This window comes from Streptomyces inhibens, from assembly GCF_022221585.1.
Taxonomy (GTDB): Bacteria; Actinomycetota; Actinomycetes; order Streptomycetales; family Streptomycetaceae; genus Streptomyces; species Streptomyces inhibens.
The window spans coordinates 6400629-6426453 of the sequence record NZ_CP084681.1 but is presented as its reverse complement, the minus strand read 5'-3'; the positions used below and the strand labels follow the sequence as shown (position 1 = coordinate 6426453).

The window sequence follows — 25825 nt, the reverse complement described above, 5'->3', positions numbered from 1 at the left end:
GCCTTTGCCCGCCACCCCTCACGCCCACTGCCGCCGCCGTCCTGAGAGCAGCGAACTGCCATGCTTCAATTCCTACTTCGCCGGACGTTCGGCGCTGTTGTCATCCTTCTCCTGCTCAGTGCCTTCACCTTCTTCGTGTTCTTCGGTGCCGGTGACCCGGCCGCGATGTCCTGCGGAAAGAACTGCACCGCGGACAACATCGCGCTGATCCACCAGAACCTCGGCCTCGACAAGCCCCTGCCGACACAGTTCTGGGACTTCCTCGTCGGCATCTTCGCCGGCCGCGACTACTCCATCGGCCACTGCAACGCACCCTGCTTCGGCTACTCCTTCGCCACCAAGCAGGACGTCTGGTCGACGCTGATCGACCGGCTGCCCACCACCGCCTCGCTGGCCATCGGCGGCGCCGCGGTGTTCCTGACCGTGGGTCTCGGTACCGGCCTGCTCGCCGCCTACAAGCGCGGCTCGTTCCTGGACAAGGCGCTGACCTCGCTCTCGATGGTGCTGAGCTCGGCCCAGATCTACATCCTCGGTCCGATCGCGCTGGGCCTCTTCGTCTACAGCGGTCTCATGGACTCGCCCAAGTACGTGGAGTTCACCTCCAACCCCGCGGGCTGGTTCATGGGGCTGCTGCTCCCCTGGCTCGTGATGGCGACGATCTTCACCGCGCAGTACACCCGTATGTCCCGCTCGACGATGATCGAGCAGCTGCAGGAAGAGCACGTCCGGACGGCCAAGGCCAAGGGCATGTCCAGCTCGTACGTCTTCATGCGCTACGCCTGGCGCGGTTCGCTGATCCCCATCGTGACCATCCTCGGTATGGACCTGAGCTCGCTGTTCGGCGGCGCCATGATCACCGAGTTCACCTTCCAGCTGGCAGGGGTCGGCCGGCTCGCGATCGACTCCGTCATCACCCTGGATCTGCCCATGGTCCTGGGCGTGCTGGTCTTCAGCGCCGCCCTGATCCTGGTGTTCAACATCATCGTGGATGCGACGTACGCCTTCATCGACCCGCGCGTGCGCCTGTCCTAGGAGAGCCTGAAGTGACCACACTCACCAAGACCGAAGGCACCACGGTGCCGGCCGGGTCCGACCCGTTCCTGTCCGTTCGTGACCTGCATGTGCGGTTCTCCACCGAGGACGGCGTCGTCAAGGCGGTCGACGGTCTCTCCTTCGATCTGGAGCGCGGCCAGACGCTCGGCATCGTCGGCGAATCAGGCTCCGGCAAGTCGGTGACCAACCTCGCGATCCTGGGGCTGCACAACCCCAAGGCCACCGAGATCGGCGGGGAAATCGTCCTGGACGGCCAGGAGTTGACCGGAGCCAGGGAGAAGACCCTGGAAAAGCTCCGTGGCAACAAGATGGCCATGATCTTCCAGGACGCGCTCACCGCGCTGTCGCCGTACTACACGGTCGGCCGGCAGATCGCCGAGCCGTTCATGAAGCACACCGGCGCCAGCAAGCGCGAGGGCCGGCAGCGCGCCATCGAGATGCTGACCAAGGTCGGTATTCCGCAGCCGACTCTGCGGGTGGACGACTATCCGCACCAGTTCTCCGGCGGTATGCGCCAGCGCGCCATGATCGCCATGTCGCTGGTCTGCAACCCCCAGCTGCTGATCGCCGACGAGCCGACCACCGCCCTCGACGTCACCGTCCAGGCGCAGATCCTCGACCTGCTCAAGGACCTCCAGCAGGAGTTCGGCTCCGCGATCATCCTGATCACCCATGACCTCGGCGTGGTCGCCAACACGGCGGACGACCTGCTGGTGATGTACGCGGGCCGGGCCGTCGAGCGCGGCTCCGTCAAGGAGATCCTCACCCAGCCCCGGCACCCGTACACCTGGGGCCTGCTGAGCTCCATGCCGCGGCTCTCCTCGGACGTCAGCGAGTCGCTGCACCCGATCCCCGGCTCCCCGCCGAGCCTGCTCAACCCGCCCTCCGGCTGCGCCTTCAACCCGCGCTGCGGCTTCACCGGCGAGGTCGGCGGTACGCGCTGCACCGACGAGCGGCCGCTGCTGGAGCTGGGGCGCGCCGCCGCGTGCCACCTGAGCGCCGAGCAGAAGCAGACCCTCTTCACCGAGCAGATCAAGCCCCGGCTGGGCTAGGGAGCGACCACCATGACAGACAACGTCACCCTCCCGGCGCCTCGCGACGCCGCGCCCACGCCGGGCGAGCCGCTGCTCACCGCCGAGGGCCTCACCAAGCACTTCCCGATCTACGGCGGCTTCCCGTTCAAGCGGAAGGTCGGCGCGGTCCAGGCGGTCGACGGCGTCGACCTGACCGTGCACGCCGGCGAGAGTTTCGGCCTGGTCGGTGAGTCGGGCTGCGGCAAGTCCACCACCGGGCGGCTGCTCACCCGGCTCATGGAGCCGACCTCCGGCAAGATCACGTACGCGGGTCAGGACATCACGCACGCCGGCCGCAAGGAACTGGCGCCGGTCCGCTCCGAGATCCAGATGATCTTCCAGGACCCGTATGCCTCGCTCAACCCGCGGCAGACCGTCGGCACCATCATCGGCGGCCCGATGGAGATCAACGGGATCAACCCGCCCGGTGGCCGGGAGAAGCGGATCCGTGAGCTCCTGGAGACCGTGGGTCTCAACCCGGAGCACTACAACCGCTTCCCGCACGAGTTCTCCGGCGGCCAGCGGCAGCGCATCGGCGTGGCCCGCGCGCTCGCCCTGGAGCCGAAGCTGATCGTCGCCGACGAGCCGGTCTCCGCGCTCGATGTCTCCATCCAGGCGCAGGTCGTCAACCTGCTCCAGAAGCTCCAGCGCGAGCTGGGCATCGCGTTCCTGTTCATCGCCCACGACCTGGCGATCGTGCGGCACTTCAGCGAGCGCGTCGCGGTGATGTACCTCGGCAAGATCGTCGAGGTCGGATCCCGCGACGACATCTACAACCGGCCGCGCCACCCGTACACCCACGCCCTGCTCTCGGCCGTGCCCGAGGCCAAGCTGGTGGAGAACGACGAGGAGGACCGCGAGCGGATCCGCCTGGCCGGTGACGTCCCCTCCCCCGTCAACCCGCCCTCCGGCTGCCGGTTCCGTACGCGGTGCTGGAAGGCGCAGGACAAGTGCGCGACCGAGGAGCCGCCGCTGGTCCAGATCTCCGGGAACGCGGGCGGCCACCTCACGGCCTGCCACTTCCCCGAGGAGCCGACGACCGCGGCCCGCGACGAGGACATCATCCTCGACCCGGCCCTGGCGGCGATCGAGGAGGCGGCGGCCGACCGGTCCGACAAGACCGCCTAGCCGGCCGCGACTGCCCCGCCCGGAGCCCGCTTCCCTCTATGGGGAGCGGGCTTCGGCCTTTGTACGCCCGGGGACCACCCGCTCCTCACCGTGGCGCTATTCGGTCGGCACCACATGCCGCTCCTCCGCGAAGTGGCAGGCCGAGGCGTGATGGGCCGGGCCCTTTGCGTCATGGAAGGCGGTGGGTACTTCCAGGGGTGGGACGACCTCTGCGCACAGCTGCTGGGCCTTCCAGCAGCGGGTGCGGAAGGGGCAGCCGGAGGGCGGGTTGGCGGGTGAGGGGACGTCGCCCGCGAGCAGGATCCGGTCGCGGTGGGCGCGGGCATCCGGGTCGGGAACGGGGACGGCGGAGAGCAGCGCCTGGGTGTAGGGGTGGGTGGGGTGGTCGTAGATCTGCTCCTCGGTGCCGATCTCGGCGAGCCGGCCCAGGTACATCACCGCGATGCGGTCGGAGATATGCCGTACGACGGACAGATCGTGGGCGATGAAGAGGTAGGAGAGGTCGAAGTCGTTCTGCAACTGCTCCAGGAGATTGACCACTTGGGCCTGGACGGAGACATCGAGCGCGGAGACCGGCTCGTCGGCGACGATGATCTCCGGGCGCAGGGCGAGGCCGCGGGCGATGCCGATGCGCTGGCGCTGGCCGCCGGAGAACTGGTGCGGATAGCGGTTGATGTACTCGGGGTTGAGCCCGACCACGTCCAGGAGTTCCTGGACCTTTCGGCGGCGGTCTCCCTTAGGAGCCACCTCGGGGTGGATCTCGTACGGCTCGCCGATGATGTCGCCGACCGTCATCCGGGGATTCAGGGAGGTGTAGGGGTCCTGGAAGACCATCTGGATGTTGCGGCGTACGGACCTCATCGCCCGTCCCGAGAGCCGGGTGATGTCCTCGCCGTGGTAGCTGATCCGGCCCGCCGTCGGTCGCTCCAGGCCGACCAGCAGCTTGGCGACCGTGGACTTCCCGCAGCCCGATTCGCCGACGATACCGAGGGTTTCGCCCTTGCGGAGGTCGAAGGAGACACCGTCGACGGCCTTGACCGCGCCCACCTGCTTACGGAAGAGCACCCCTTGGGTGAGCGGGAAGTGTTTGACCAGGTCGCGGACTTCGAGGATCGGTTCGCCGACCGCCCGCGCGGCGGCGGCCCGGAACTGCTGGAGCCGGCCGGGCTCCACGCCGTCCGCTGCGCGGCCACCACCACCGTGCTCCATCGGATGTCCAGACAGGGGACCCGTATCGTCAGGCGAGGGGGGAATACCTTCTTTCAATGGCTCTGACCTCGGCTTTCAGCATGGATCTGCAGTGTTGTCAGTGGTGGCCCGTAGGTTGAACGGGGGAAGGGAGGTGAACAACCGTGCGCCGTAGCTACAAGTTCTTGTTGAGGCCGACGGTGGGCCAGCAGGGCGCGCTGGTGGCGATGCTCGCGGATCATTGCGACCTCTACAACGCGGCGTTGCAGGAGCGGCGGGACGCCTGGCGACACTCCTCGAAGAGGACGGTCCGGTACGGCGACCAGTCCGCGCAGCTCAAGGGCATCCGAGCCTTCGCCCCCGAGCAGGCTCGCTGGTCGTTCTCCTCCCAGCAGGCGACGCTGCGCCGGTTGAACAAGGCGTTCGAGGCGTTCTTCCGGCGCGTGAAGTCCGGGGATATTCCGGGATACCCCCGGTTTCGGTCCCGTGCGCGGTTCGACACGGTGGACTTTCCCAAGGACGGCGACGGCTGCCGCTGGGACTCCACCCCGCGCGACGGAACCACCCGCGTCCGCCTCCAGGGCGTCGGTCACGTTCGCGTTCACCAGCACCGGCCGGTCAGGGGCCGGGTCAAGACGGTGAGCGTCAAGCGCCAAGGCCGCAAGTGGTTCGTGGTGCTGTCCTGTGATGACGTGCCTCCTGAGCCCCTGCCCGCCACTGGGCGCGAGGTCGGCATCGACATGGGCACCACCCACTTCCTGACCACCACCGACGGCGTACACATCGAGAACCCGCGCTTGCTCACCAAGGCCGCTGCCGAACTGGCCGCCGCGCAGCGGAACCTCGACCAGTTCCCGAAGCGGGGCAAGGCGAAGAACCGTACGAAGAAGCACCGCCAGGCTGTACGGCGGGTCGCGAAGCTGCACTCGAAGATCCGCCGTCAGCGTCTCGACCATGCACACAAGGCCGCCAACTTCGTGGTACACGACGCGGACGTGATCGCCCACGAACGCCTCGACATCGCAAACATGACGCGCCGTCCGAAGCCCAGGCCGGGCGGGGACGGCACCTTCGAACCGAACGGGGCCGCCGCAAAAGCGGGCCTCAACAGAGCTGTTCTGGACGCGGGTTGGGGGGTGTTCCTCGCGGTCTTGACCGCCAAGGCAGAGTGCGCCGGGCGTCGGCTGATCGCGGTGGACCCCCGCAATACTTCCCGCACCTGTCCGCTGTGCGGGCACGTGTCGGCGCAGAACCGCGACGGGGAAGGCTTCGAGTGCACCGCCTGCGGTTTCATCGAGCACGCGGACACGGTTGGTGCGCTCAACACAGCAATCAGGGCCGGGCTGGCCCTCTGCGCAGCGGCATAGCCACCGACGCAGGAAACCCGCCGCTTCAGTGGTGGGTGGAGTCACCGAGGGTCTCCTTCCAGAAGTGGCAGGCGCTGGCCCGGCCGGGCCCGGCCTCGTAGAGCGGCGGAAGGTCGGTCCGGCAGATGTCCTGGGCCAGGGGGCAGCGGGGGTTGAAGGGGCAGCCCGGCGGGATGGCGGTCAGATTGGGCGGCAGGCCCTTGATCGCGTACAGCCGCTGTCCCCTCTGGTCCAGCCGTGGGATGGAGTCCAGCAGACCGCGGGTGTACGGGTGGGCGGGCGCCTTGTAGAGCTGGTGGACGGGTGCGGTCTCGACGATCCGGCCCGCGTACATCACCGCGATCGTGTCGGCGACATCCGCGACCACGCCCAGGTCATGGGTGATCAGAATCAGCCCCATGGTGAGCTCGCGCTGCAGCTCCGCCAGCAGATCCATCACCTGCGCCTGGACGGTGACGTCCAGCGCCGTGGTCGGTTCGTCCGCGATGATCAGGTCGGGGCCGAGGGCCAGCGCCATCGCGATCATGATGCGCTGGCGCATACCGCCGGAGAACTGGTGCGGATAGTCCCCCACCCGCTCCCTGGCCGCGGGGATGCCGACCCGCTCCATCAGCTCCACGGCCCTGCCACGGGCCTCCTTACGGGACATCCCCTCGTGGACCCGGAACATCTCCCCCAGCTGCGCGCCGACGCTGAGCACCGGGTTCAGCGAGGACAGTGCGTCCTGGAAGATCATCGCCATCTTCGCGCCACGGACCTTGCGCCGCTCGTCCTTGCGCAGCTTGAGCAGATCGCGCCCCTGGAAGAGGACCTCGCCGCCGGTCACGAACCCGGGCGGCGAGTCGAGAATGCCCATCACGGCCTGCGCGGTGACGGATTTGCCGGAGCCGGACTCCCCGAGCACCGCCAGCGTCTGCCCCGGCTCCACCCGGAAGCTGACGCCGTTGACGGCCTTCGCCACGCCGTCCCGGGTACGGAACTCCACCCGCAGGTCCCGCACGTCGAGCAGGGCCGTGTACGCCGTGGCCGCGCCCGTTGCCGCGCCCGTGGGCCGCCCGTCCTCGTCCGTCATCTTCCCGCTCCTCAGCGCAGCTTGGGGTCGAGGGCGTCGCGCACCGCGTCGCCGAGCATGATGAACGCCAGCACCGTGATGCTCAGCGCGCCCGCCGGCCACAGCAGCATGTGCGGCGCGCTGCGGATGTAGGTGGAGGCCGTGGAGATATCGATGCCCCAGGAGACGGTGGGCGGCTTGAGGCCCGCGCCCAGGTAGGACAGGGTCGCCTCCAGCGCGATGTACGTACCGAGCGCGATGGTGGCGACGACGATGACCGGGGCGACGGCGTTCGGTGCGATGTGCCGCAGCAGCAGCCGTCCGTTGCCGGCGCCCAGCGCCCGCGCGGCCTGGACGTAGTCGTTCTGCTTGGCGGTGACGACGGAGCCGCGGGCGATCCGGGAGATCTGCGGCCAGCCGAGCAGCACGATGAAGCCGACCACCGGCCAGACCGTGGTGCTGACGACGACGGAGAGGAAGACCAGGCCGCCGAGGATCACCGGGATGCCGAAGAAGATATCGGCGAGCCGGGAGAGCAGGGAGTCCCACCAGCCGCCGAAGAAGCCGGCCATCCCGCCCAGCAGGCTGCCGAGCAGCGCGGCGCCGGCCGTGGCGCAGACGCCGACGGTGATGGAGGCGCGCGCCCCGTAGACCACCCGGGTGTAGACGTCCCGGCCCTGGGTGTCGAAGCCGAAGGGGTGGCCGGGCTGGGGTCCCTGCTGCGCCTTGGCCAGGTCCGCGCGGTACGGGTTGCCGGTGGCGATCAGCTGCGGCCAGATCGCGATGACCACCAGGAAGACGATGACCAGGGCGGAGACCACAAAGACCGGGTTGCGGCGCAGATCGTGCCAGGCGTCGCTCCACAGGCTGCGTGGTTTGCCCAGGGGCACTCCGGTGGGTGGCCCGGCGCCGGGCGGTGCGGCGCCCGGCCGGCGCTCCAGCGACTCCGCCTCGCCGATGGCCAGCGCGGCCGAGCCGCCGTCGCCGTGGCCGATGGCTTCCTTGGGTACGTAGGACTCAGGCATAACGGATCCTCGGGTCGAGGACGGCGTACAGCAGGTCGACGAGGAGATTGGCGAGGAGGAAGACCAGCACCAGGATCGTCACAAAGCCCACGACGGTCGGCGAATTCTGCCGCAGGATTCCCTGGTAGAGCTGGAATCCGACGCCATGGATGTTGAAGATGCGTTCCGTGACGATCGCGCCGCCCATCAGGGCGCCGATATCCGTGCCGATGAAGGTGACGACCGGGATCAGCGAATTGCGCAGCAGATGCCGGGTGATGACGCGGTGTTGGGGCAGGCCCTTCGCGATGGCCGTACGGACGTAGTCGGCGTGGGCGTTCTCCGCGATGGAGGTACGGGTCAGCCGGGTCACATAGGCGAGCGAGACCAGCGCCAGCACCAGCCCCGGCAGCAGAAGTTCGTTCCACGGCACTTCCGGTGCCACGGACGGCGCGGCCCAGCCCCACCGCACACCGAACAGGAATTGCAGCAGATAGCCGCTGACGAAGGTCGGGATGGACACCACGATGAGGGAGAGGAGCAGCACCGAGGTGTCGATGCCCCGCCCGCGCCGCAGTCCGCTGAACACCCCCAGCACGATGCCCACCACCATCTCGATGACGATGGCGACGATGGTCAGCCGTAGCGTGACGGGAAAGGCCGAGACCATCAGCTCGGTGACCGACTGGCCGTTGAACGCGGTCCCGAAGTTCCCCTGGAAGATCTGCCCCATGTAGTGCAGATATTGCTGCCACAGCGGGTGGTCGAGGTAGAGGTCGCGGCGGATCTGCGCGGCGGTGGCGGGGTCGGGTGCCCGGTCGCCGAACATCGCGGCCACGGGGTCGCCCAGCGCGTACACCATGAAGAAGATCAGGAATGTGCTGCCGATGAACACCGGGACCATCTGGAGCAGCCGCCGGATCACATAGCGTCCCATGAAGCCCAGCCTCCCTCACCGGTCGGTCAGTTGACCTGGATCTCGTTGTAGACGGGCACACTGAACGGATTCAGCGACACATTTCTGATCCGGTCCGAATAGCCGCCGCTGCCGTTCTGGTACCACAGCGGAATGGCCGGCATCTGCGCGGCGAGGATCTTCTCCGCGTCCTGGAACTTCGCGACGGCCCGGGCGGTGTCGGCGGCGGCATTGGCCTCATCGACCAGCTTGTCGAAGGTGGGGTTGCTGTACTTGCCGTCGTTCGACGAGGCGTTGGTGTAGTACAGCGGCTGCAGAAAGTTCTGGATCAGTGGATAGTCCATCTGCCAGCCGGCCCGGAAGGGCCCGGACAACGTCTTGGCCGAGATCTTGTTCCGGAAGTCGGCGAATGTCCCGACCGGATTCCCGACACATGCCTTGTCGCTCCCCAGCGAGGTGTTGATGCTGTTGCAGATCGCGTCGATCCAGTCCTTGTGGGACCCGCTGTCCGCGTTGTACGTGATCGTCATCTTCCCGCCGGGCAGCCCGCCCCCCTCCTGGATCAGCTGCTTCGCCTTGCCCGGGTTGAAGACACAGGCTTCCCCGCACAGCCCCGCCTTGTATCCGCCGCCCGCGCCCAGCACCGGCGAGGTCCAGTCCGTGGCGGGTGTCCGGGTCTTCTGGAAGATCTCCTTGGTGATCTGGTCCCGGTTGATCGCCATGGAGATCCCGCGTCGCACCTTGTCCTTTCCCGCCCCACCCCAATTCTTTTCGTACATCGGGAAGGTCAGGGTCTGAATGATCCCGGCCGGCTTATTGATATAGCGACCGCCGAGGTCCTTCCGGACATTCTTGAGCTGCGCGGCCGGCACATCGTCCACAAGGTCCAGATTCCCCGCCTGCAAATCGGTATAAGCGGTGTTGCTGTCCGTGTAGACCCGCAGATCGATCCCGCCGTTCCGCGCCGGATCCGCCCCCGGATACTTCTCCCACTTGCGCATCCGCAGCACGGACCCCTTGTCGTACGAGTCGACGGTGTACGGCCCGTTGCCGACCGGCTTCCGCAGCCAGGCGGCGTGGTCCTGGAAGAATGCCCGCGGCAGCGGCATGAACGCCGCGTACCCCAGCGTGTCCGGCCAGCTGGAAAACTTCTGGTTGAGCTTGACGGTAAAGGTCCGGTCATCCTTCACCACCAGCCCCGACAGCGTCTTGGCCGTGGGCGAGCCATGCGCCGGATGCACCCGGTCGAAGCCGTCAATATATTGAAAGAACGCCGCATTCTTCTGCTTGTTGTCCAGCAGCGCCCCATAATTCCAGGCATCCACGAAGGACTTGGCGGTGACCTTCTCCCCATTGCTGAAGAACCAGCCGGGTTTCAAGGTCACCGTGTAATTCCGCGAATCCGTCGTCGCGATCCGGTCCGCGATCACATTCTCCGCGGCCCCCGTCTTCGGGTTGTACCTCTTGAGCCCCCGGAACAGCATCTCCAGGACCTTGCCGCCCTGGACCTCATTGGTGTTCGCCGGCTCCAGCGGGTTCTGCGGATCCCCCCAGGACGAGCTGACCACCCCGGAGCGGCCCGCACTCCCCCCGCCGCAGGCCGTGGCCGCGAGGGCGACGGCGGCGGCGGCGCACACGCCCCACTTCGCGCGCAGGGCTCCACGCATGAAGCCTCCTCAGGTCCGGATCGTGCCTAGGGCCTGTCCGCCCTGGGCCACATAAGATCGCAAAGCCGGACGTAGCGCACTTCGGCGGCGACGGCCGGTGCTCCGAAGACCTGAGAAAACCCTCGTATGCCGGAACGGAGTTGGGGTCGGCGGCACGGCGCCGTGCCGTCGCGGTACGACAAGGGGGCGCCCCCTCGCGCGAAGGGGCGCCCCATCATGTCGACCGGCCCGGGCCGGCGGAAGTGTTACCGCTTGGCCCGGGAGGCGGTGCGGCCGCGCTCCTTCTGGTCCAGGACGACCTTGCGGATACGCACGGACTCCGGGGTCACCTCGACGCACTCGTCGTCGCGGCAGAACTCCAGGGACTGCTCCAGCGACAGCTTGCGCGGCGGCACGATCGCCTCGAAGGAGTCGGCCGAGGCGGAGCGCATGTTGGTGAGCTTCTTCTCCTTGGTGATGTTGACGTCCATGTCGTCGGCGCGGGAGTTCTCGCCAACGATCATGCCCTCGTACACCTCGGTGCCCGGGTCGGTGAAGAGCACACCGCGCTCCTGGAGGTTCGTCATCGCGAAGGCGGTGACGGCACCGGCGCGGTCGGCGACCAGCGAACCGTTGTTACGGGTCTTGAGCTCGCCGAACCACGGCTCGTGGCCCTCGTGGATGGAGTGCGCGATACCGGTACCGCGGGTGTTGGTCAGGAACTCCGTACGGAAGCCGATCAGGCCGCGGGACGGGACGACGAACTCCATGCGGACCCAGCCGGAGCCGTGGTTGGACATGTTGTCCATCCGGCCCTTGCGGGTGCCCATGAGCTGGGTGACGGCGCCCATGTGCTCCTCGGGCACATCGATGGTGATGCGCTCGACCGGCTCGTAGGTCTTGCCGTCCACCTGCTTGGTGACCACCTGCGGCTTGCCGATGGTCATCTCGAAGCCCTCGCGGCGCATCTGCTCCACCAGGATGGCCAGCGCCAGCTCACCGCGGCCCTGCACCTCCCAGGCGTCGGGGCGCTCGGTTTCCAGGACGCGGAGGCTGACGTTACCGACCAGCTCGCGCTCCAGGCGGTCCTTGACCTGGCGGGCGGTGACCTTGCGGTCCTTGACCGCGGCCTTGGCGTCCGCGCCCTTGCCGGTGCCGCCGCGGCCGACCAGCGGGGAGGTGTTCGTACCGATGGTCATGGAGATCGCGGGCTCGTCGACCGTGATCAGCGGCAGCGCGATCGGGTTCTCCGGGTCGGCGAGGGTCTCGCCGATCATGATGTCGGGGATGCCCGCGACCGCACAGATGTCACCGGGGCCGGCCACCTCGGCGGGCTTGCGGGTGAGCGCCTCGGTCATCATCAGCTCGGTGATGCGGACGTTGGAGGTGGAGCCGTCGCGCTTGATCCAGGCGACGTTCTGGCCCTTGCGCAGCTCGCCCTGCTCGACGCGGAGCAGCGCGATACGGCCGAGGAAGTTGTCCGCGTCGAGGTTGGTGACGTGCGCCTGCAGCGGGGCGGACTCGTCGTACTCGGGGGCCGGGACGTGCTCCAGCAGCGTGGTGAAGAACGGCTCCAGGTTGGTGCTGTCGGCCGGGACGGTGCCGTCCTCCGGCTTGGTCAGCGAGGCGACGCCGTCACGGGCGCAGGCGTAGACGATCGGGAACTCGATCTGGTCCTCGTCCGCGTCCAGGTCCAGGAACAGGTCGTAGGTCTCGTTGACGACCTCGTCGATCCGGGAGTCGGGACGGTCGGTCTTGTTGATGCACAGGATGACCGGCATCCGGGCCGAGAGGGCCTTGCGGAGCACGAAGCGGGTCTGCGGCAGCGGGCCCTCGGAGGCGTCGACCAGCAGCACGACCGCGTCGACCATCGACAGACCGCGCTCGACCTCGCCACCGAAGTCGGCGTGGCCGGGGGTGTCGATGATGTTGATCGTGATCGGGTCCCCGCCGGACTTGGGGTGATACTTCACCGCCGTGTTCTTGGCGAGGATCGTGATGCCCTTCTCACGCTCCAGGTCGTTGGAGTCCATCATCCGGTCGTCGAGCTTCTCGGCGGCGTGCTCGGCGAACGCACCGGCCTGCTTGAGCATGGCGTCGACGAGGGTCGTCTTGCCGTGGTCGACGTGGGCGACGATGGCTACGTTACGAATGTCGTGGCGGGTGGGCATACTGGCGGCGCTTCTCCCGGAATCGTGGATGGCGACACGTCCATCCGGTACGCGCGCCTGCCGGGCAAACACGCCACGGCCTCACCCCATGGTACGTGGCCGCGGCGGCATTACCCGCCGCAGCCCGTGTGCACACCACCTGACCTGCGGTTTCTTACCGATTGTTAGCTTTGGGGAAGCCCTGGCTTCTTGTAACCGATGTCTTGGAAGCGGGGCGTGGCGAAGCCGAAGGCGCCGACGTTGGCGAGCGACTTCTTCGTGGCCACCAGCGCGGGCCGCTGGTAGAGCGGAATCGATCCGGCGGCCGCCCAGATCCGGGCGTCGGCCTGCTCCATCAGCGTGTGCGCGGCGCCCTCGTCCAGCTCGGAGGCGGCCTGGTCGAAGAGCTGGTCGATGTGGTCGGTGCCGACCCGGGTGTAGTTCTGCTCGACGGTCAGCGAGCCGTCCGGCGCGGGCTGCGGCTTGGCGTAGATCGGCCGGGCGTCGGTCGCGGGGTAGGCGGTGCCGGGCCAGGAGTACAGCGCCAGGTCGTAGTCGCCGGAGGCGATGTGGTCCTGGAAGTAGCTGGCGTCGGAGACCCGCTGGAGGGAGGCCTGTACGCCGATCTTGCCGAGCATCGTGGCGATCCGGCGGCCGACGGCGCGCAGCTGCTCGGAACCGGTGCCGTCGGGGAGCACGAAGCGCAGGGTGAGCGGCTTGCCGTCCTTCTTGACGGTGGCGACCCGGGCCGCCTTGCCGCCGGCCGGCCCGGCCACTCGGACCGCGTCGTAGGAGCGCGCGGCGCCGATGTGCCGGGCGCCCGGGTTGCCGCCGGATCCGGGCAGTTGCGGGGGCTGGCCGTTCTCGATCAGCTCGGCGGCGGTCAGCGTCTGTGCCGCCCGCTTCTTGTACCGCTTGTACCGCGCATACGCCGAGGACCCGGTGTCACCGTCCGCGTCCTCCTTCTCACTGGCCGCCGCCTCCTTGTAGAACGAGGCGCTCTGCCGCAGCAGGGCGGCCTGCTGCACCTCGGAGCCGACCGCGCCGATGAAGGACAGCGGGGCCTCGGCGGCGGCGGGCCGGGCGCCGGCCTCGTGGTCGCCCCGGACGGGCGCGCCGGCATGGCCGGGAATGGGGCGTCCCGGGTTACGGCCGTCCGCATCGCCGTCGTACACGCCGTCGCCCTGCTCGCCGGGGAAGTCGTACCCGTCCCGGTCGCCGTCGGGCCCGTCCCCGTACCGGTCGTCCGACGGCTCGTCGCCGTCGTCGTACCCGTATCCGTCGGCATCGCGCCCGGCACGGGGAGCGGACGCGCCCCGCTTCTCGCCGGCCTGCTGCCGGTCGGTGCCGTCGCCCTTCCAGCCGGCGTCGGCGAGCAGCGCCTTGGCCGCGCCGGTGTCCTGGCCGCCGAGCGCATCACTGTGGTCCTCGTAGCCGTGCTGCCCGGCCATCAGCAGATGGCTGCCGAGCGGCTTGGACGGCAGGCCGAGCGGCTCGAGGACGACATCGGCGAGCGCCTGCCGGTCGATGGCGCGGGCCACCGCGCGACGCACCCGGTCGTCGGCCAGCGGCCCGCTGCTGCCGTTGAGGGCGAGCTGGGTGTAGGCGGGCTCCAGGGCCTTGCGGATGGTGTAGCCGCGCAGTACCGCGTTCTCCGCGGCGGCGGTCTTGGCGGTCTTGGCGGTCTTGGCGTCGGACCTGGCCTCGGAGCGTCCCTGGGCCCGCGCACCGTCGTCCTGCGGGCCGGCGTTGCCGGAGCCGGGCTTCCTGGGTGAGCCGGAGGCGGCCGGGCGCAGGGCGGAGGCGACCCGCTTCGCGGCGATCTGGTCGACCGCGGCGACATCGATGCTCCCGTCGGCCAGCGCCGCGGCCCGCTTGTCCCCGGGCAGCGACTGCAGCACGATCGTGCGGAGCTTGGCGGGCTCGCCCCACCACTTCGGGTTGCGTACGAGGACGACGCGCCCCTCCTCGGCGTCCCGCTTCCCGACCAGGAACGGTCCGGCGCCGATCTTGAGCTGCTCACGCGCGGCATCGTTGAAGGCGTTGGCGTCGCCCATCACGCTCTTGGGGTAGAGCGGTGTGAACAGGGACCGCCAGTCGGCATAGGGCCGGGCGAAGGTGACCTTGACCTCCCGGGGGCCGGCGCCCTGCTCGACCTTGCCGATCCGGTCGTAGCCGGCGTTGCGGGCGGTCCAGTACGCGTTGTCCTTGCCGCGCAGGGCATTCCACTGGGCGATGAAGTCCGCGGCGGTGATCGGTGTGCCGTCGCTCCACCGCGCCTTGGGGTTGATCTTGTACGTGACGACCTGCTTGGGGTCGCGGGCACTGATCTCCGCGGCGTCGAGGTAGTCGGCGTTGCGCTGCGGGGTGCCGGCGGCGTCGACGGTGAACATGCTGGGCAGCACCGCGCCGGCGATCCGCGCGGTGGTCGCGTCGGCATCGGCCTGGAAGGCGTTCAGGGTGCCGGGCATCGCGTCGATCGCCCAGCGCAGCGTGCCGCCGCTCTTGAGCTCGCTGCGGGGCGCGGGGGCGATGTCCTGGGACGCCGCGACGGACGCCTCGCGGTCGTCGCCGCTGCATCCGGTCAAGGCCGGCAGCGGGAGCAGCACCCCCGCCACGATGAGCGCGGCACTGCGGCGTCCGCGGCACACCGCGCGGCGGCCTGAGGGGTGGTCGTGGTCGGTCATGACGGTTACCTCCGGGCTCGCCCGCGCCGCGCCGAGCACTGTCCGAGAGCTGGCCGGCGCACCACGTTCGGCCGACTTTGCGGCTCATCACATCTATGGCCCCCTACTGAAAGCGACCGGTGCGCGGCCCGCCGCCCGACACGTCGGCCGCCGCGTCAAGGCCACCCACCCGGCCCAACACCGGGCCCGCGGGCGGGAAAAAGGCGGGACGTTCCAGGGGCACGGACGACCGCACATCCGCCCGCTCTCGTATCGGCGTTCGATCTCCGCCGCGGCGCATGGTTGCCGAAACGCACCGGTTCGAGTCGTAATCGCGCCGGACCCCTTCCCAACGCCTACTGTGACGCGCGACACTCTCGGGCGCATGAGATCGCCCACCACACCTTCAAAAGTGAGGGCACGTGCTATGTCCCTTCAGGACGAACTGACGGCGGTTGAACGCGGCCTGGACGAACTGATCCGGTCGGTGGGAAGACTGGAGGCGCGGATCGGCGCCGGTCTGGACATCCGCCGGGTGCGCAGTGACACGGACCATCTGCGCGAGAGTCTCGCCCTGCTGAAGCAGAGCGTGGCCGCCGGGCCACCCGGCCGTCCGGGCGCCGCCGACGAAGAGATGGTGCCGATCTCCGACGCCCCCTACAACTCCGCGCTGTGGACGGACGCCGAGGACGAGGGCCTCGGCTCCAGGAACGGCCACGCCCCCTGACGCCGAAAACAGCCCCACCGTCCGACCCTCATCCCGTCCCGCCCCGCCCCGGCGGTGCACCATCCGCCCCCGCCCCGACGGAGCGCCCTTCACGGAGACCGACGTTGGCCACTGGCACCGAACCCTCATCAGCTACGGGCGCGACCGGCGTGCACTCCGCCGCGCGCGCCGCGATCCCCGCCCGCCATCTGCGCACCGACCGCTGGTGGCTGGCGCCGGCCGGCACCGCCGCCGGGCTGCTCGCGTTCATCGTCTACTCGACCTGGCGGGCGTTCGCGAACGCCGACTACTACCACGCGCCCTATGTCTCGCCGTTCTACTCGCCGTGTCTGGCCGAGAACTGCGAGACCATGCGCGGCGGGCCCAACTGGGAGATCTTCGGCAGCTGGTGGGGCCTGTCCCCCGCGCTGCTGATCCTGATCTTCCCGCTGGGTTTCCGGCTGACCTGCTACTACTACCGCAAGGCCTACTACCGCGGCTTCTGGGCCTCGCCGCCGGCCTGCGCGGTCGCCGAGCCGCACAAGAAGTACACCGGTGAGACCCGCTTCCCGCTGATCCTGCAGAACATCCACCGCTACTTCTTCTACTTCGCGGTGCTGGTCGCCGGGGTGCTGACGTACGACACCGCGCTCACCTTCCGCGACGAGCACTACCACTGGGGCCATATGGGCCTGGGCTCCCTGGTGTTCCTCGTCAACATCGTGCTGATCTGGGCGTACACCGTCTCCTGCCACTCCTGCCGGCACATCGTCGGCGGACGGCTGCGGCACTTCTCCAAGCACCCCGTGCGCTACCGGCTGTGGGGCTGGGTCGGCAAGCTCAACGAGCGGCACATGCTGCTCGCGTGGTCCTCGCTGATCAGCGTGGCGCTGGCGGACTTCTATGTGTTCCTGCTGGCCAGCGGGGCGTTCGAGGATCCGCGCTTCTTCTGACGGCAACTGCCCCAACTACTCCTACGACAGCTTCTCCTAAGGAAAGGTGTGCCCCCAGATGGCGCATGTGGACCGGCAGGCATGGGACGTGGTCGTGGTGGGCGCGGGCGGCGCCGGTCTGCGTGCCGCCATCGAGGCCCGCGAGGCCGGCATGCGGACGGCCGTGATCTGCAAATCCCTTTTCGGCAAGGCCCATACGGTGATGGCCGAGGGCGGTATCGCGGCCAGCATGGGCAACGCCAACGAGCACGACAACTGGCAGGTCCATTTCCGCGACACCATGCGCGGCGGAAAGTTCCTCAACCACTGGCGGATGGCCGAGCTGCACGCCCGTGAGGCCCCGGACCGGGTCTGGGAGCTGGAGACCTGGGGCGCGCTCTTCGACCGCACCCCGGACGGCCGGATCTCCCAGCGCAACTTCGGCGGCCATGAATACCCGCGCCTGGCCCATGTCGGCGACCGTACGGGCCTGGAGCTGATCCGCACCCTGCAGCAGAAGATCGTCTCGCTGCAGCAGGAGGACGAGCGGGAGTTCGGCGCGTACGACGCCCGGCTGAAGGTCTTCCAGGAGTGCACCGTCACCCGCGTACTGAAGAGTGACGGGCGGGTCTCCGGCGCCTTCTGTTACGAGCGGGAATCCGGCCGCTTCTTCGTCATGGAGGCGCCGGCGGTGGTGCTGGCCACCGGCGGCATCGGCAAGTCCTTCAAGGTGACATCAAATTCCTGGGAGTACACCGGCGACGGCCATGCGCTGGCGCTGCTGGCCGGTGCGCCGCTGATCAACATGGAGTTCGTGCAGTTCCACCCCACCGGGATGGTCTGGCCGCCGTCGGTGAAGGGCATCCTCGTCACCGAGTCCGTGCGCGGTGACGGCGGGGTGCTGCGCAACAGCGAGGGCAAGCGCTTCATGTTCGACTACATCCCGGACGTCTTCAAGGAGAAGTACGCCGAGAGCGAGGACGAGGGCGACCGCTGGTACGAGGACCCGGAGCGCAACCGGCGCCCACCCGAGCTGCTGCCCCGCGACGAGGTCGCCCGCGCCATCAACGCCGAGGTCAAGGCGGGCCGCGGCTCTCCGCACGGCGGCGTCTATCTGGATGTCTCCACCCGGATGCCGGCCGAGGTGATCAAGCGCCGGCTGCCGTCCATGCACCACCAGTTCAAGGAGCTGGCGGATGTGGACATCACCGCCGAGCCGATGGAGGTCGGCCCGACCTGTCACTACGTGATGGGCGGGGTGGACGTGGACCCGGACACCGCGGCGGCGACCGGCGTACCGGGCCTGTTCGCGGCCGGTGAGGTGGCCGGCGGGATGCACGGCTCCAACCGGCTGGGCGGCAACTCCCTGTCCGACCTGCTGGTCTTCGGCCGCCGGGCGGGTCTGCACGCGGCCGAGTACGCGGCATCGCTGACCGACCGGCCACAGGCCGACCCGCTGCAGATCGACGCGGCGGAGGCGGAGGCGCTGCGCCCCTTCAGCGCCGAGGAGGCCGGGGACGCCGAGGAGGCCGCCGGCCGCGACAAGGGCCCGGCCGAGAATCCGTACACCCTGCACCAGGAGCTCCAGCAGGCGATGAACGACCTGGTCGGCATCATCCGCAGGGAGGGGGAGATGGCCGAGGCGCTGAAGCGGCTGGCCGATCTGCGGGTCCGGGCCCGGCGGGCCGGCGTGGAGGGGCACCGGCAGTACAACCCGGGCTGGCATCTGTCCATCGATCTGCGGAACATGCTGCTGGTCAGCGAGTGTGTGGCGCGGGCGGCGCTGGCGCGCGAGGAGAGCCGGGGCGGGCACACCCGCGACGACCATCCCACGATGGACCGGAGCTGGCGCAACATCAATCTGGTCTGCGAACTCGCCGATCCGCAGTGCGACGCGCGGGCCGCCGACCCGTCCCTGGGCCAGATCCGGCTGTCCCGCCGCGAGACCCCGCCGATCCGCCGCGATCTGCTGGAACTGTTCGAGAAGGACGAGCTGGCGAAGTATCTGACGGACGAGGAGCTGAGCCGGTGAGCGAGCCGCAGGCAGTACAGGACGGGAAAGAGAAGTCCGGACAAGCCGGTGCCTACCAGGCGCACTTCAGGGTGTGGCGGGGCGACGCGGACGGCGGAGAGCTGGCCGATTTCCAGGTCGAGGTGCACGAGGGCGAGGTGGTGCTGGACATCATCCACCGCCTCCAGGCGACCCAGACACCCGATCTCGCCGTGCGCTGGAACTGCAAGGCGGGCAAGTGCGGTTCGTGCAGCGCGGAGATCAACGGGCGGCCGCGGCTGATGTGCATGACGCGGATGTCGGTGTTCGACCGTACGGAGACGATCACGGTCACGCCGATGCGGGCGTTCCCGGTCGTCCGCGACCTGGTCACCGATGTGTCCTTCAACTACGCCAAGGCCCGCGAGATCCCCTCGTTCGTGCCGCCCGCGGAGCTGGCACCCGGTGAGTACCGCATGCAGCAGGAGGATGTGGGCCGTTCGCAGGAGTTCCGTAAGTGCATCGAGTGCTTCCTGTGCCAGGACACCTGCCATGTCGTCCGTGACCACGAGGAGAACAAGGCCGCCTTCGCCGGTCCGCGCTTCCTGATGCGGATCGCCGAGCTCGACATGCATCCGCTGGACGCGGCGCCGGAGTCCGGTATCGACCGCAGGGGCAGCGCGCAGGACGACCACGGGCTGGGCTACTGCAACATCACCAAGTGCTGCACCGAGGTCTGCCCCGAAAACATCAAGATCACCGACAATGCGCTGATCCCGCTGAAGGAGCGCGCCGCGGACCGTAAGTACGACCCGCTGGTCTGGCTCGGCAACAAGATCCGGCGCCGTACGGAATGACTCCCGGGGAGTTGACTCCTCCCCCTCGTAAAGGAGGGGGATTCCTAGCTCACGTCGCCTGCGGCCCGGCGGACCAACAGGTCTTACACGATCAGCACTAGCCGGGTTGAAGACCAGCCCGGACCAGCATCACGCGGGCGGAGTTCTTATCCCTGGGGGATACGGCTCCGCACGCGGTGCAGGCATAGGTTCTCTCGGAAAGAGGTAGTGCGTGCTTGGTTCTCGCTCCGCACTGCGCACAGTCCATGGTGGTGTGCGCGGGGTGTACCAGGTGCACGGCCCGCCCGTGCTTGCGGGCCATCTCGGCCAACGCCGCCTTGGTGGCGCCGATCGCGGCGTCGGCGGCCTTGCGGGCCATCGAGGACTTGACAAGGAACTTCGGCTTGAAGTCCTCCACTGCCAAAGCGTCATGGTCACGGACAACGCGCTTGGCCCACTTGCGGGCGGTGTCCTGACGCTGCCGAGCCACCTTCTTGTGCAGCTTCGCCGTCTGCTTCTTCGCGGCGTGGTAGCCCTTCGATCCGGGCTGCCCGCGCTTGGGCTTCCGTCGGGCCATCATCCGCTGATACCGGGCGAGACGCTGCGCGGCCTTCTCTCCATGCTGGGCATGCGGAAGGTCGTGGGCATCGGATGTGGTGGTCGCGGTCTCCTTCACGCCCCAGTCGATTCCGATCACCGCGCCGGCAACGGGCAGTTCCTCGGTCACCGTGGGGACAACAAAGCTTGCGTACCAATGCCCGATGCTGTCGCGGTAGACGCGCACACTGGACGGCGGTTGGGGCAGCTCCCGCGACCACACCACGGCCACCGCGATCCCGCCCGCCAGGTGCAGGCGCCCGTCCTTCAGCCGGAATCCGCGCTTGGTGTATTCAAAGGTCGGCAGCGCCTCGCACTTCTTCTTGTACTTGGGCATCCCGGCCCGCTGCCGCACAGGCAGCCGGGCCTTGATGTCCTTGAGCGCTTTGGCGCGGGACTTACCGAAGTCGCGTATCAACTGCTGCTGAGGAACGCATGCACCCGCACGCAGCCACGGGATACGAGCACGCGCCTCGGTCAGCATCGCGGCAAGCTGCACCGGCCCGCAGGTCCGCTTGTCCACACCTTCGGAACGGGTCTTGTTCCAGACCCCGACCTGCTTGGACTTGGCCACACACTCGTTCCACACCCACCGACACCTCGGACATGTTCCATGTGATGAAGGCGGCCGTCGGGCTCCAGCGGGCCCGGCACGAGGACGCCGGGATCCATCCCACGATCCCGGCCGTGCTGCGGATGGCGACCCTGGGCGGCGCGGAGTGCATCGGCATGGCGGACCGCGTCGGATCGCTGACACCGGGCAAGCGCGCCGATGTCGTCGTCCTGGACCCCGCCACGCTCAACTTCGCCCCGCGCTTCGACTGGACCGGCCAGATCGTGTTCAACGGGCAGCCGTCGAACGTCAGCGAGGTCTTCGTCGACGGCCGTCTGCGCAAGTCGCAGGGCGAGCTGGTGGAGGTGGACACCGCCCGGGTGGTCCGGGAGGCGGAGCGGGCGGCGGCGCGCCTGCGCACCGCCGCCTGACCCGACCGGTGGGCCGTAGGCCCTGTCGTCGAACTCCCGCCTGCCCCGCGTCCCGGCAGCCCTCCTCAGAACAGACTCAGCAGCGCTTCCGTCGGATCCGCCGCCGGCGACTCCCCGTCGGGCAGGCCGAGTTCGAACCAGACGGTCTTGCCGCGCGGGGTGCGGCGGCTGCCCCAGCCCTCGCTCAGCAGACCGACCAGCTGGAGTCCGCGGCCGCCCTCGTCGGTGTCCCGGGCGCGGCGGCGGCGCGGCTGGGCGAGATCGGCGTCCCAGACCTCGCAGACCAGCGAGCGGTCCAGCAGCAGCCGCAGCCGGATCTCCCCGTGGCCGTGCCGCAGCGCATTGGTCACCAGCTCGCTGACCAGCAGCTCGGTGGTGTCGACCAGCTCCTGAAGGCCCCAGTCCGTGAGCTGCTCGCGGGCCAGTTCGCGGGCGCGGGCCACCGACCGGGCCTCCGGCGCCAGACTCCAGTCGCCCACCGCGTCCTTGGGCAGCCCGTGCACCCGCGCCATCAGCAGCGCGATGTCGTCCTCGCCGTGCGAGGTGTCCAGGGCGCTCAGCACATGGTCGCAGGCGTCCTCCAGCGGGCGGTCGGCGCCCGAGAGCGCCGTACGGAACGCCTGCAGCCCCTCGTCCAGCGGATGGTCGCGGGACTCCACCAGACCGTCGGTGTAGAGCGCGAGCAGCGCGCCGTCCGGCAGCTCGACCTCGATCTCCTCGAAGGGCTCGCCGCCGACGCCGAGCGGCATCCCCGGCGGCACGTCGAGCAGCAGCGCGTCCTCGCCCTCCTCGACCAGCACCGGCGGCAGATGCCCGGCGTTGGCGAACGTACAGCGCCGGGTGATGGGGTCGTAGACGGCGTAGACGCAGGTGGCGAGGTAGACCTCGGAGAGATCGGCGGTACGGGCGGAGCGCCCGGTCTCGGGCGCGGGATCGGCGGCCCCGGACCGGCTGCGCGCGGCGCGCGCGCTGCGGCGGCCGTCGCCGTCGCCGCCGAGCCCGCGGGCGATCTCGTCCAGCGCCGAGAGCACCTCGGCCGGCTCCAGATCCAGCAGGGCCAACGTCCGTACGGCGGTGCGCAGTTCACCCATCGCCACGGCGGCGCGCAGCCCGCGGCCCATGACGTCGCCGACCACCAACGCCGTACGGTGGCCGGGGAGTTCGATGACATCGAACCAGTCGCCGCCGACCTCGGTGGCGGTGGTGCCGGGCAGATAGCGGCAGGCGATGTCCAGGCCGGCCGCCTCGGGGTCGCCGGGCGGCAGCAGGCTGCGCTGCAATATCAGCGCGCGTTCGTGCTCGCGGCGGTAGAGGCGGGCGTTGTCTATACAGACCGCGGCGCGCGCGGCCAGCTCCACGGCGAGCGCCGTGTCGCGCTCCCCGAACGGCTCGCTGCCCTTCGTACGGGAGAACTGCACCAGCCCGACGACGGTATCCCTGGCGACCATCGGGACGGCGAGGGTGGAGTGCACCACCGCGCCGAGCTCCGGCCCGTCGTCGCTCTCCCGGCCGGGGATGATCTGCGCCTGGGCGGTCCGCAGGGCGCCCGCGCAGGGGGAGTTGAAGGGGTAGCGGTGTACGGCGCCGACCGCGATCGGGTCCGAGGCGTCCTCGGGGACGGAGGCGGTGGCGAGCGGGGCGTCCGACACCGCGCTGGCGAAGGCGACCCGGCGCAGCTCCGCGCTGCCGTCGCTCATGCCGGGCGGGGCCTCGTCGTTGGACAGCAGGCCCTGGTAGAGGTCCACCGAGGCCAGATCGCAGAACTGCGGGACGGCGACGTCCAAGAGGGTGCGGGCGGTGGTCTCCAGGTCGAGGGAGTTGCCTATCCGGGCGCCGGCCTCGTTGAGCAGGGCGAGGTTGCGACGGGCGTTGGCGGCCTCGCGCTCGGCCCGGCGCCGGCCGGTCACATCGGCGGCGAGCGCCGCGACGCCGATCGGGCGGCCGCTGGCGCCGTGCAGCCGGTAGAGCGACACCGACCAGCGGCGGCGGTCGTCCTCGCCGGGCACCAGGCCGACCAACTGCATATCGGTGACCGGCTCGCCGGTGTCCAGAACGCGGCGCAGCGCGGCGGCCATCCGATCGGCCTCGGAGCGCGGCAGGAAGTCGTGCGGGGTGCAGCCGCGGTACTTGCTCGCCGGGCCGCCGAAGACGGTGGCGAACCGCTCGTTGACCCGCAGCAGCTTCAGGTCCGTGCCGAACAGGGTGAAGCCCATGGGGGATTGACCGAAAACGGCCTGCGAGGCGGCGAGGTCGGTCTCGATGCCGCGCAGCGCCCGGACATCGACGCAGACGCAGACCGCGGCGCGCTCGCCCTCCTCGTTGCGGGAGGGCATCACATAGATCTCGGCGAGCCCGTCGGCCTCGCCGCCCTCTTGCCTGCGGTAGGGCACCAGGCCGGTCCACTCCCGGCCGTCGAGAATCTCGGACACCTTGCGGTGGCCGGTCTCGTGCAACTCGCTTGGCACGAACGCCTCGACGGGGTCCTTGCCGATCGCGTAACGGGCGGGAATGCCGAGCATCTGCTCGGCGCGCTCGCTCCATTGGTCGATCCGCCCGTCGGGGCCGAGCGAGAAGGAGGCCACTCTGATGTAGTCGTAGATCGACCCGGGCCGGCTGCTCTGCCATACGGGCGGACCCGGCAGATCGCACGCGCGCGGACGGCCACCTGGGTCGCCGGGGCCGTCCGCACCACCCTGACCATCGGCCTGTGCGGGTTCTGCCCCGCCAGATGACATCTCGCTCACGAGCCCCGTCCCCTCCAGCTCATCGTGCCCGGACCGGACCAGCCTGAGTATCCAGTACCACGGCTATCCGGAACACGGTCTTCACGATCACAGCACAGTCTCGATCGCAGGCCATCTACAAAATGTCGATGAAATGGCAACGATCAGGACTCCACATGTCTCCTAACCAGCCACCGACAGCTCGAACCACACTGTCTTGCCACTCTTTCCACGCCGGGTCCCCCAGCGCCGCGAACTGCACGCGACCAGCTGCAATCCACGGCCTCCCTCGTCATCGGGGGTGGCGGTGCGCTCCTGCGGCGGGTCGGGCAGCGGATCGGAGACCTCGACGAGCAGCCCGCCGGCACTCAGCAGCACCATCCGGACGCCGATCGGTCCGCTGGCATGGCGCAGGGAGTTGGTGACGAGCTCGCTCACGAGGAGTACGGCCACATCGGCGGCACCGTTCAATCCCCAGTCGTCCAGCACCCGGCGGACCGCGGTGCGAGCGGTGCGCACCGCACCGGGGTCGGCCGGAAAGCTCCATTCGGCGACCGGTGAACCGGTGGCCCTGGCGCGCCTGCGGACGTTTCCGGATCCCGGTTCCGGGACCCCTGCCGCTGCGCTGTCGCTCACGCCGATCACATCCCAGCCTGATGGCATCCCCCGTCGAATGGCCCGCATGAAGGGGTCAATTTGGACATACCCGATATCGAGGGCTAAGTATCGCCTTCAACGGTGCACTGTGGCATAAATAGCGCATATTGCGGCAGTGGAGCCGGGCAGGCACGTCAGGCGGGCAACCTCACGCGGCGGAGGGGCCGCGGTACGCGGGGCGTGGGCAGCGGCGGGCGGATGACGACACGCTCTCGCCAGGGCTGCACGCTCCGGCTACGACCTGGCCGATTTTGACCGCACATGTGTCGGGACGGCGGTCATCGCCGTACGCCCGGCACCCCGGCCGTCGCCGCCAGCCGCCGCATCGCCTCGGCGACCGCCGGGCGGTCCTGGTCCAGCCAGTCGACCTGCGCCTCCTCGCCGGGCCGCAGCCAGCGCAGCTCGTCATGGTCCTGCAGCGGCCGCGGCACCCCGGACACCAGCCGGGCCGTCCACACCTGGAGGACATAGCCGGGCCGCAGCACCCACTCCCCCGGAATCCGCTCCAGGGCCCTCGCCTCGACGCCCAGCTCCTCGCGCAGCTCGCGCTCCAGCGCCTGTTCGGGCGTCTCACCGTCCTCCACCTTGCCGCCGGGCAGCTCCCAGCGGCCGGCCAGCGCGGGCGGTGCGCTGCGCCGGGCGGCCAGCAGCCGCCCGCGCTCGCACACCGCCGCGCCCACCACTACGCGCACGCTCGTCATGCGCGGCAGCCTACGTCCCCCGCCCTCGTCCCGCTTCTCGCTCCGCGCCCCTCAGGTCGTCGCGCGGTCGGCCTTCTCGACCACGTAAAGCCGCTGGTGGCCACGTGTATCGAGCCGGTCGGCCACCCGCTCCGCCTCCGCTCGGGTGGCATAACGACCGACGCGATACCGGTTGCCACCTTCGTCCTGGCGGATGACGAGCCAGGGGAGCACGGCTCCACCGTCGGTCATTGCGCCCCTCCGTCCGCCGCGTAGCGCGCCGTCACGCGCCCCTCGTCTGCTGATGCCGAAATCGCATTCCGCATATGCCCGAGCGTACGCCCGACCTTTACGCACCGGATATGGATTTACACAAAGAGGTACCGAACCGGCCACCCGCGGGCACCGGCGAACCGGAAGTGACCTGCGAGTGGCCGGTGGGGCCCGATGGGCTCGGGCGTACGTACGAAAGCGCTGA

At 69.3% G+C, this 25825-nt stretch carries 20 protein-coding genes and 1 pseudogene; 9 read left to right on the top strand and 12 right to left on the bottom strand.

The window, feature by feature from the left end; all coding sequences use genetic code 11:
- Positions 1-60: 60 nt before the first annotated feature.
- The 3 genes from KI385_RS29215 to KI385_RS29205 are packed head-to-tail and all read left to right on the top strand — an operon-like array spanning position 61 to position 3254.
- Complete coding sequence (locus KI385_RS29215; RefSeq protein WP_238575122.1) at positions 61-1032, top strand: ABC transporter permease; 972 nt, start codon at positions 61-63, stop codon at positions 1030-1032.
- An 11-nt stretch (positions 1033-1043) separates the two neighbouring features.
- Complete coding sequence (locus KI385_RS29210; RefSeq protein ID WP_238575121.1) at positions 1044-2105, top strand: ABC transporter ATP-binding protein; 1062 nt, start codon at positions 1044-1046, stop codon at positions 2103-2105.
- Between the two features lie 12 nt (positions 2106-2117).
- Complete coding sequence (locus KI385_RS29205) at positions 2118-3254, top strand: ABC transporter ATP-binding protein (RefSeq protein ID WP_238575120.1); 1137 nt, start codon at positions 2118-2120, stop codon at positions 3252-3254.
- 96 nt (positions 3255-3350) lie between these two features.
- Here the strand turns inward: KI385_RS29205 and KI385_RS29200 are convergent, their stop codons facing one another.
- On the bottom strand, positions 3351-4463 hold the full coding sequence (locus KI385_RS29200) for an ABC transporter ATP-binding protein (protein WP_238575119.1): 1113 nt from the start codon (positions 4461-4463) through the stop codon (positions 3351-3353).
- A gap of 143 nt (positions 4464-4606) precedes the next feature.
- Here KI385_RS29200 and KI385_RS29195 point away from each other — a divergent pair, with 143 nt between their 5' ends.
- Entirely contained in the window at positions 4607-5809 is a 1203-nt protein-coding gene (locus tag KI385_RS29195; protein WP_238575118.1) for an RNA-guided endonuclease InsQ/TnpB family protein, read from the top strand.
- 25 nt (positions 5810-5834) lie between these two features.
- Here the strand turns inward: KI385_RS29195 and KI385_RS29190 are convergent, their stop codons facing one another.
- The 6 genes from KI385_RS29190 to KI385_RS29165 form a co-directional block, all read right to left on the bottom strand.
- Entirely contained in the window at positions 5835-6881 is a 1047-nt protein-coding gene (locus tag KI385_RS29190) for an ABC transporter ATP-binding protein (protein WP_238575117.1), read from the bottom strand.
- Between the two features lie 11 nt (positions 6882-6892).
- Entirely contained in the window at positions 6893-7885 is a 993-nt protein-coding gene (locus KI385_RS29185; RefSeq protein WP_238575116.1) for an ABC transporter permease, read from the bottom strand.
- Entirely contained in the window at positions 7878-8801 is a 924-nt protein-coding gene (locus KI385_RS29180) for an ABC transporter permease (RefSeq protein ID WP_238575115.1), read from the bottom strand. Before KI385_RS29180 ends, KI385_RS29185 begins: the two co-directional genes overlap by 8 nt.
- Positions 8802-8827: 26 nt before the next feature.
- Positions 8828-10447: a peptide ABC transporter substrate-binding protein gene (locus tag KI385_RS29175; RefSeq protein WP_238575114.1), complete on the bottom strand. Its 1620-nt coding sequence runs from the start codon at positions 10445-10447 to the stop codon at positions 8828-8830.
- Positions 10448-10692: 245 nt separating this feature from the next.
- A complete protein-coding gene (gene typA / locus KI385_RS29170) occupies positions 10693-12597 on the bottom strand; it encodes a translational GTPase TypA (RefSeq protein WP_238575113.1) in 1905 nt (634 codons plus the stop codon).
- Positions 12598-12761: 164 nt separating this feature from the next.
- Positions 12762-15263 (bottom strand): ABC transporter family substrate-binding protein, encoded by a 2502-nt coding sequence (locus KI385_RS29165; RefSeq protein ID WP_238575112.1) that lies wholly within the window; start codon positions 15261-15263, stop codon positions 12762-12764.
- 406 nt (positions 15264-15669) lie between these two features.
- Between KI385_RS29165 and KI385_RS29160 the strand changes: the two genes are divergently transcribed.
- The 4 genes from KI385_RS29160 (at position 15670) to KI385_RS29145 (ending at position 19727) form a co-directional block, all read left to right on the top strand.
- Complete coding sequence (locus tag KI385_RS29160; protein WP_238575111.1) at positions 15670-15969, top strand: hypothetical protein; 300 nt, start codon at positions 15670-15672, stop codon at positions 15967-15969.
- Between the two features lie 104 nt (positions 15970-16073).
- A complete protein-coding gene (locus KI385_RS29155; protein ID WP_238575110.1) occupies positions 16074-16901 on the top strand; it encodes a hypothetical protein in 828 nt (275 codons plus the stop codon).
- Positions 16902-16959: 58 nt separating this feature from the next.
- Entirely contained in the window at positions 16960-18912 is a 1953-nt protein-coding gene (locus KI385_RS29150) for a fumarate reductase/succinate dehydrogenase flavoprotein subunit (protein WP_238575109.1), read from the top strand.
- On the top strand, positions 18909-19727 hold the full coding sequence (locus KI385_RS29145) for a succinate dehydrogenase/fumarate reductase iron-sulfur subunit (protein WP_238575108.1): 819 nt from the start codon (positions 18909-18911) through the stop codon (positions 19725-19727). The genes KI385_RS29150 and KI385_RS29145 overlap by 4 nt, the downstream gene beginning before the upstream one ends.
- 72 nt (positions 19728-19799) lie before the next feature.
- On the opposite strand, the pseudogene KI385_RS29140 reads toward KI385_RS29145, so the two are convergent.
- Positions 19800-20892 (bottom strand): annotated as a pseudogene (locus KI385_RS29140) (RNA-guided endonuclease InsQ/TnpB family protein); the annotation flags it as partial.
- A 17-nt stretch (positions 20893-20909) separates the two neighbouring features.
- On the opposite strand from KI385_RS29140, the gene KI385_RS29135 reads away from it, so the two are divergent.
- Positions 20910-21287, top strand: coding sequence for an amidohydrolase family protein (locus KI385_RS29135; protein ID WP_238575107.1), 378 nt, complete (start codon positions 20910-20912; stop codon positions 21285-21287).
- 65 nt (positions 21288-21352) lie between these two features.
- Here the strand turns inward: KI385_RS29135 and KI385_RS29130 are convergent, their stop codons facing one another.
- From KI385_RS29130 to KI385_RS29115, 4 genes are all read right to left on the bottom strand, one after another.
- Positions 21353-24022, bottom strand: a complete 2670-nt coding sequence (locus KI385_RS29130; RefSeq protein WP_238577896.1) for a SpoIIE family protein phosphatase — start codon at positions 24020-24022, stop codon at positions 21353-21355.
- Positions 24023-24193: 171 nt separating this feature from the next.
- Positions 24194-24655, bottom strand: coding sequence for an ATP-binding protein (locus tag KI385_RS29125; RefSeq protein WP_238577895.1), 462 nt, complete (start codon positions 24653-24655; stop codon positions 24194-24196).
- 290 nt (positions 24656-24945) lie between these two features.
- The gene (locus KI385_RS29120; protein WP_238575106.1) at positions 24946-25368 is read right to left on the bottom strand and encodes a (deoxy)nucleoside triphosphate pyrophosphohydrolase; all 423 of its coding nucleotides are present in this window, start codon (positions 25366-25368) and stop codon (positions 24946-24948) included.
- 51 nt (positions 25369-25419) lie between these two features.
- Positions 25420-25599 (bottom strand): SPOR domain-containing protein, encoded by a 180-nt coding sequence (locus tag KI385_RS29115; RefSeq protein WP_128503576.1) that lies wholly within the window; start codon positions 25597-25599, stop codon positions 25420-25422.
- Between the last annotated feature and the right edge of the window lie 226 nt (positions 25600-25825).

What these genes read in the sequence shown, in the direction of transcription:
- KI385_RS29165 (WP_238575112.1), bottom strand. Translation starts at nt 15,263, where the DNA reads ATGACCGACCACGACCACCCCTCAGGCCGCCGCGCGGTGTGCCGCGGA.
- KI385_RS29175 (WP_238575114.1), bottom strand. Translation starts at nt 10,447, where the DNA reads ATGCGTGGAGCCCTGCGCGCGAAGTGGGGCGTGTGCGCCGCCGCCGCC.
- KI385_RS29190 (WP_238575117.1), bottom strand. Translation starts at nt 6,881, where the DNA reads ATGACGGACGAGGACGGGCGGCCCACGGGCGCGGCAACGGGCGCGGCC.
- KI385_RS29115 (WP_128503576.1), bottom strand. Translation starts at nt 25,599, where the DNA reads ATGACCGACGGTGGAGCCGTGCTCCCCTGGCTCGTCATCCGCCAGGAC.
- KI385_RS29135 (WP_238575107.1), top strand. Translation starts at nt 20,910, where the DNA reads ATGTTCCATGTGATGAAGGCGGCCGTCGGGCTCCAGCGGGCCCGGCAC.
- KI385_RS29160 (WP_238575111.1), top strand. Translation starts at nt 15,670, where the DNA reads ATGTCCCTTCAGGACGAACTGACGGCGGTTGAACGCGGCCTGGACGAA.
- KI385_RS29180 (WP_238575115.1), bottom strand. Translation starts at nt 8,801, where the DNA reads ATGGGACGCTATGTGATCCGGCGGCTGCTCCAGATGGTCCCGGTGTTC.
- KI385_RS29130 (WP_238577896.1), bottom strand. Translation starts at nt 24,022, where the DNA reads ATGTCATCTGGCGGGGCAGAACCCGCACAGGCCGATGGTCAGGGTGGT.
- typA (WP_238575113.1), bottom strand. Translation starts at nt 12,597, where the DNA reads ATGCCCACCCGCCACGACATTCGTAACGTAGCCATCGTCGCCCACGTC.
- KI385_RS29215 (WP_238575122.1), top strand. Translation starts at nt 61, where the DNA reads ATGCTTCAATTCCTACTTCGCCGGACGTTCGGCGCTGTTGTCATCCTT.
- KI385_RS29120 (WP_238575106.1), bottom strand. Translation starts at nt 25,368, where the DNA reads ATGACGAGCGTGCGCGTAGTGGTGGGCGCGGCGGTGTGCGAGCGCGGG.
- KI385_RS29205 (WP_238575120.1), top strand. Translation starts at nt 2,118, where the DNA reads ATGACAGACAACGTCACCCTCCCGGCGCCTCGCGACGCCGCGCCCACG.
- KI385_RS29150 (WP_238575109.1), top strand. Translation starts at nt 16,960, where the DNA reads ATGGCGCATGTGGACCGGCAGGCATGGGACGTGGTCGTGGTGGGCGCG.
- KI385_RS29185 (WP_238575116.1), bottom strand. Translation starts at nt 7,885, where the DNA reads ATGCCTGAGTCCTACGTACCCAAGGAAGCCATCGGCCACGGCGACGGC.
- KI385_RS29200 (WP_238575119.1), bottom strand. Translation starts at nt 4,463, where the DNA reads ATGGAGCACGGTGGTGGTGGCCGCGCAGCGGACGGCGTGGAGCCCGGC.